The sequence below is a fragment of the Cypionkella sp. genome (genome assembly GCF_028290025.1).
Lineage (GTDB): Bacteria > Pseudomonadota > Alphaproteobacteria > Rhodobacterales > Rhodobacteraceae > Cypionkella.
In genome coordinates, this window is record NZ_JAQGKQ010000032.1 from 1 (window position 1) to 6388 (window position 6388).

General features: G+C 57.8%; 6 protein-coding genes. 4 read left to right on the forward strand and 2 right to left on the reverse strand.

Annotated features, from left to right (window positions below; genetic code table 11):
- Positions 1-66: 66 nt before the first annotated feature.
- Both JWS10_RS04215 and JWS10_RS04220 read left to right on the forward strand, forming a co-directional pair.
- Positions 67-1137, forward strand: coding sequence for an SDR family oxidoreductase (locus tag JWS10_RS04215; protein ID WP_299505100.1), 1071 nt, complete (start codon positions 67-69; stop codon positions 1135-1137).
- Between the two features lie 319 nt (positions 1138-1456).
- On the forward strand, positions 1457-2422 hold the full coding sequence (locus tag JWS10_RS04220) for a YihY/virulence factor BrkB family protein (RefSeq protein WP_299505101.1): 966 nt from the start codon (positions 1457-1459) through the stop codon (positions 2420-2422).
- Here the strand turns inward: JWS10_RS04220 and JWS10_RS04225 are convergent.
- Positions 2419-3561, reverse strand: a complete 1143-nt coding sequence (locus tag JWS10_RS04225) for a sensor domain-containing diguanylate cyclase (protein WP_299505103.1) — start codon at positions 3559-3561, stop codon at positions 2419-2421. The two genes, JWS10_RS04220 and JWS10_RS04225, sit on opposite strands and share 4 nt — an antisense overlap.
- A gap of 14 nt (positions 3562-3575) precedes the next feature.
- Between JWS10_RS04225 and JWS10_RS04230 the strand changes: the two genes are divergently transcribed.
- Both JWS10_RS04230 and JWS10_RS04235 read left to right on the forward strand, forming a co-directional pair.
- Positions 3576-4433 (forward strand): viral aspartic protease, encoded by an 858-nt coding sequence (locus JWS10_RS04230; protein ID WP_299505106.1) that lies wholly within the window; start codon positions 3576-3578, stop codon positions 4431-4433.
- Entirely contained in the window at positions 4402-5469 is a 1068-nt protein-coding gene (locus tag JWS10_RS04235; RefSeq protein WP_299505107.1) for a hypothetical protein, read from the forward strand. Before JWS10_RS04230 ends, JWS10_RS04235 begins: the two co-directional genes overlap by 32 nt.
- 2 nt (positions 5470-5471) lie before the next feature.
- Here JWS10_RS04235 and JWS10_RS04240 read toward each other — a convergent pair whose 3' ends face one another.
- A complete protein-coding gene (locus JWS10_RS04240; RefSeq protein ID WP_299505109.1) occupies positions 5472-6029 on the reverse strand; it encodes a hypothetical protein in 558 nt (185 codons plus the stop codon).
- Between the last annotated feature and the right edge of the window lie 359 nt (positions 6030-6388).

A 6388-nucleotide genomic window follows, 5' to 3' on the forward strand; every position in this document is an offset into this window, starting at 1 on the left:
GCGGGTCTTGCTGAACTGCTTTGCCACGCTTGGCGCAGCCACACTCGGAATTGGAAGTCTTAGACCATGAGCACACAAAACGTCGCGTTGATCGTGGGGGCGACCGGGCTTTCCGGCAGCTATACAGGTCAGCACCTGAAGGCTGAAGGCTGGACGGTTGTGACCCTGTCGCGCAGCGCTGCCGATCTGCCGTGGTCGGATCGCCACATCGCGGCGGATCTGGAGGATGCGGCGGCAACACGCGCCGCGCTGCAGGCAGCTTCGGATGTAACGCATGTGTTCTTTTGCACATGGTCGCGCCAGCAAAACGAGGAAGAAAACGTCCGCGTCAATGCGTTGATGATCCGCAACCTGTTCGAAGGTCTGGCGGATGCGCCGCTCAAACATGCGGCGCTGGTGACGGGGCTGAAGCACTACCTCGGTTCCTTCGAGGATTACGCCAATGTCAAACCCTACACGCCTTTTTTGGAAAGCAGCCCGCGTTTGCCGGGCTTGAACTTCTACTATGCGCAGGAAGATGTGCTGTTCGAATACGCGGCCAAGCGCGGCTTTAACTGGACCGTGCACCGCCCGCATACGATGATCGGCTTTGTCATCGGCAATGCGATGAACATGGCGGTGACGCTGGCCACCTATGCCTCCATCTGCAAACACACCGGGCGACCCTTCGTATTCCCCGGCTCGCCGGAGCAATATGCGGCGGTGGCTGATGTGACCGACGCGCGCATTCTCGCCAAGCAACTGCACTGGGCGGTGACGACAAAGGGCGCCGAGAACACGCCTTTCAACACCGTGAACGGCGACGTTTTCCGCTGGACCTGGCTTTGGGCGCAGATTGCCGGGTATTTTGGGCTGCCCGTCGGTGAATACCCCGGCCATCCGGTGCCGCTGGAAAGCCAGATGGCCGATGCGCCGACGCTTTGGGCAGAGATTGTTGCCAAGCACGGTTTGCAGGACATTCCGGTCAACAAGCTGGCGTCGTGGTGGCATTCGGACGCCGATCTGGGCCGCACGCTGGAATGTTTCACCGACATGACCAACAGCCGCACCCGTGGTTTCACTGCCTATCAGCAGACCAGCCAAAGCTTTTTCGACGTGTTTGACGAGCTACGCGCCCGCAAGATCATTCCTTCCTAAGCCGAGAGTGGGTGATCGCCACTTGCCCAAGTACGTGGCGCTCGGCGTGATAAGCACCGTGCGTAGCGGGTTCGCCAAGGGCAGGCTGGAACCTGCCCAACGGCACCGCATATAGGGCGTGGGGCTTTTTGGGCCGTTTCGGCACGGTTAAGGCGGGGGTTGGCCTGCAGGCCGTGCCCTAGCGAACACATTTCGATGGCGGCGCGCAAACCCAGAGTTAAATTTCTATGGCGCGAAACTATGTGACGTTATTTTCGTTTACGGCGAAACGGCCACAAGTTTGGGCTTTGATCAGCCTGTCAAGAAAGGCGTCCAACGCATGAATTTAACCGATGATGACATTGCCCGGGGCCGGGAGGCCGAAACGCCATCTGCAATCCCAGCGCGCGGATTGAAGGATGTGATGTGGAGAGTATGGAAGTCTTTGGCGCAAGATCACGTCATGCTGATCGCGGGCGGCGTGACCTTTTACCTTCTGCTTGCGCTGTTTCCGGCTTTGGTTGCGTTCATGTCGGTTTATGGCATCTTCTTTGATCCTGCGACGGCGGTGGACCAAGCGCAGTCTTTGCGCGGACTGCTTCCCCCAGCTGTAGTTGATGTGATCGCAGATCAGCTTGCGCGTCTTACGTCAACGCAAGGCGGCACGCTGACGTTTGGTCTTATCGTTTCGCTACTTATCGCGTTTTGGAGCGCCAATGGTGGGGTGAAGGCGATCATCGAAGGGCTGAACTTCGCCTACAGCGAGCGGGAAAAGCGGTCTTTTGTCCGGCTTAACCTGGTTGCCTTTGCCTTCACACTTGGTGCCATGGCGCTGATGTTGCTTATGATTGTTGTGCTGGCGGTGATGCCGGCTATCCTCGCGTTGCTGAGGCTGGGCACGATGGAAGTGGTGGTTTTGGGCTTGCTCCGCTGGCCGCTGCTTGTGCTGTTTTTGGGGGTCGCACTGACCTTGCTTTATCGACACGGGCCGAGCCGACGGCCGGCAGAGTGGCGGTGGGTGACTTGGGGGAGCGGCTTTGCCACGATCAGCTGGCTTATCGTGTCGATCGCTTTTACCACCTACCTGGACCGTTTCGCCAATTTTGATGCAACCTACGGCGCGTTGGCAGCGCCGATCGGCTTTCTACTTTGGGTTTGGCTGTCGATCATCGTGATCATCCTAGGCGGCGAAATCAACGGCGAGTTGGAGCACCAGACCGCCGCAGATACAACCACTGGCCCAGACAGACCGATGGGCAAGCGCGGCGCGGTGATGGCGGATACGCTGGGCGCTCCGTCCGATTAGACGAATTGGCTTGCGAGCACTGTCATGTTTCTTGCACCTGATTTTGCACGGTAAAGGGCCGCGTCTGCCTGCGCCAGCATCGCGCTTGAGGTTTGGGCGGTAAGTCCGGATTCTGCGATGCCGAAACTCGCCGTCACAGTTAGATTTGGGAAGCTTGTCAGCCGAAGCGCTTCAATCGTCCTGCGCAGGTCTTCGATCCATGTGAAGGCGGAAAGTTCGTCGTGCCCGGGCATGAGTATGCCGAACTCTTCGCCACCCAACCGACCGATAACTTCGGATCGCTGCGATTTTGCTGTCGCCAGTGCGACGATGGTTTGGAGCACGCTGTCGCCAGCAGGGTGGCCAAAACGATCGTTGATTTGTTTGAAGTGGTCCAAATCCACAACCGCCAGTGCCAAGCTGGCGCCCGGCGGCAGATCGCGTATCTCACGATCAAGCTCTGTCATGAAGCCACGACGGTTCAAGGCTCCGGTCAAATGATCCTGGATAGCCAAGCGACGGAGTTCGATGCAATCCATTGCGAGAAGCGCCAATTCTTGCATTTTGCTTATGCTGGAAGGGGAGATCGTCAATGTCTCTGGGTCAAACACGCAAAGTGAGCCGATGTTGTAGCCGTCGCGGGTTCTTAATGGCACGCCTGCATAACTGCGGATACCGCGCGCGACTTGCGGATGGCCGTGGACGCGGGGGTCTGTCAACATGTCGTGGATTATCAAGGGTTCGGAATGCTGTATTGCGGTATTGCAAAGAGCCTCATCGCGCGGGATTGACTTTATCGTCACATTGTCACGAGCGACAAATGCCGCTCTGTCGCGATCAATAACCATGATGCCCGCATGTTGTGCGCCAAACTCTAACCTCACCATACGCACAATCCGATCAAGCGCCGGTTCGCGAGGAGCGCCGAGAACATCCAATGCCTGAAGGGCCGCAATTCGCGCGCGCTCCTTAACTTCAGTCATGCTTCTAGCATCAATCATGCTCTGCATCTGGTCAGCCAGCATATGCGCCCCTCTCATCGGACTTTGGCGGTGTATGGTTCTTTCATGTATCGTCCTGCGTGATTGTTCGCGGCTTTGTGTGGAAACAGTGGCGACGGCCGGTGTCGTAGGGTAATCCTGTAAGTTGTGGAGAATCAACCCCAGGATGTAGAATGCGTGTTGTAATCGGTATCACGGCAATGCTCTCGCTTACACTGCTGATTGGCTGTGGCGGCGGCGGTGGCGGTCAAAACAGCACGTCTTTGGCGGCGGCGGCGGCTGATGTGAAGACGGCTGCATTCTCGACTTATGTCCGGGACGATAACGGTTTTAACCGTGTGCGACGTGACTATTCCAAGAAAGCCGATGCGGCTGTGATTGCGCAGTTTGAGGATAAAAACCCACGCGACCCCGCCGGATACCGCAATTTGATTGCGCTGTGTGACGCGAATTATCGCGGCAAAATGACCGTTGAGGTTTTGGCTCAGGTGCAGACCACCGGCGGCAAAGAAACTGTCAAACGCGTGCTTCGGCTGACAGCTGATCAGATTCCTTTCAAGAACGAAAAGAATGGCCGCTTGATTGCGGCTAAGGGCACCTATTACCTAAGGGGCCAGAACTTTGTCTGGGTCGGGGCGGGCGGTCAGCCAATCCGAAGCGGCAGCGACCGCAACGGTCTGGTGGATCTTGTGCTTAATTTCGATAAACAAACCGCCAATATCAATCTGCGCACAGGGGTGAGCGGCAAATCCAACATTCGCACCGAAGTGGTCGCAAAGGGCTTGCCCTTCAACATTCGATCAGGTGCCTATGGCGGGGCGATCACGGTGCAGGTGTGGGATCCCAACAGCAGCACTATCTCTGCTATTGATGGCAGCTTGCGCGGAAATATCGGCGGCACCCCTGCCTATGCCAATAACAAACACGGCATGACAACCTCGGGCGTTTATACCGCTCAGGGGACACTCGGCGGCAAACCACTGACTGTTGACGGCGTGTTTGTCGGCACCGATCCCAATGCGCTGCCCTAGCTTTTGTGGTGGCGCGCTGTGCCTTGTCATCGGCGGTGCGGCGCAAGGCGATGTCTTGGATCGCGCGCGCATCGCGAGCATTGCCGGGTCTGAACGGCTGCGCACCTTCGCCTACGGCAAGCTTTTGGAAACTGGCGATGCCCCGCAAGACGTAGTCACGCTTATGAGGCAAACGTTGACCAGTCAGGGCTTTTACTATGAATTTGGCCAAAGCCGGGTGATCGCAACCGAGGCATGGCTGGAACCCGTCCTTAGCTATGACGGCAATATCAATGGCGGCGTGTTGCAAGACAGCTTTTCCTATGGCGGGTTTATCTTTGAGGCTGACCCGAACTTTCGCGCCAAGGGCGGCGTCGTTATGGGGTTGTCCGGTGGAGGCGTCGCGCGGTTGGCATGGGCGAATGGGCGTTATGTGGAAGGCCGCCTGCGCGCCGAAGCCGTGTGGTCACCCGAGCACCAGATCGGGCGCAGCAATTCTGAATTCGCGTTATGCAGCCGCAATCATGTTCAAGGCTGGAGCTTTGTTGACGTTTGCCAAACGGTGTCTGCGGTAAAGCGCGAGCTGGGCACAAGCGAGTCGCAGGAAACCGCGCTTGCGGTAACGCAACTTTTCCAGACGGAGGCGGCCTACCACGAGGTGACTGCTGAACTGAGCGAAACGCATTATGATATCGGTGATCAGCCGACGATCACGCTGTCTTGGGCGAGCATATGGGACAAAGCCGCGACCAAATTTTCACTCGGCACCGCTGCACCGATCGAGGGCGAAACCGCGCTGCGTATGCGGGTTGCGGCAGATGTGCAGTGGTTATGGGAGGGCCACGCCACCGGACTGGGACTGTGGTACCAAAAGGCAGATGGCGGCGCTTTTCTTGGCACACCCCATGCCGACAAGGCGATGGGGATCAGTCTATCTTATCAATTTCGCCCCGGACTGTCGGCGCAGATTTCTTATATGACAAATCAATCCAGCGTGGATTTTTTTGATTATGCGCAGACGTCGGTGAACGTGGGTTTTGAAGCTTTGCGCTGGTAGGTTCATCGCGATTCAGCCGCCGCCGCAAGGGCTTGGCGCGTTTCGGGCGTTGCCAACTGATCGTGAAGGCGCTGAAACTGTTCTTGCGCCTTCGATATGTTGCCATTGTTGAGGTAAGCGTAGCCGCGCAAGATGGCCAGGTCACGGCGCAAATGGCCGGAAACCTGTTCAAGCGCATCGAAATAGCCGATTGCTTTGCGGTATTGCTTTTTCTTGTAAGCCAAAACGCCGCGCTGATTGAGGATGATTGATTCCACATCCACGCGCTGTTGTCGTGTCAGATTGGTAGAGGCGGCGATGCGGGCGGCTTCTTCGGACATGTTCAGCTTCAGGTAAGACAACGCCATGCCAAACCGCGCATCGCGCCGCGCCGCGCCCGTCAGACGCGGCTCGGCGCTTTGAAATGCCGAAAGGGCGTCCATTGGGCGGTCAAGATTGTAGGCACACCAGCCGCGCTCGGCCTGACGGGAGGCAGAATTCCCGCCCCCGCCCAAGCTTTTGCAGCCAGATCCGCCTTGTGCCGGTGCTGCGGTCTGCGGGGCGGCCTTTTCGGAACGCATTGGTGCTTTTTCGGCGACTTCGGGCTGGGCCGCTGTTGGCCTTTGCGCGGGACGAACTTCCGGTCGTTTCTTAGCATCTGGCGCAATGGAAATTTTCGCCGGAGCCGCACCACGTCCTAACATCAACCGGGTCTGCAGCGCCGTCAGATCAGATGCCTTTTCGGGAAATCGTGCGATTGCTGCTGCAAAGAGCCCGTCAAGTTCGGCATTCGTGGTGACGGTGTCGGCTTTTCCCGCGATGCACAGGCCGGATTACGGACGACAACCGAAGCAGCGCCCCCTGCCGCGGTGCTGCCGGCTGCCACATCCTCAACCGCAACGCAGGATGTGACAACGGAATGGGCAGCATTAACCAGCTT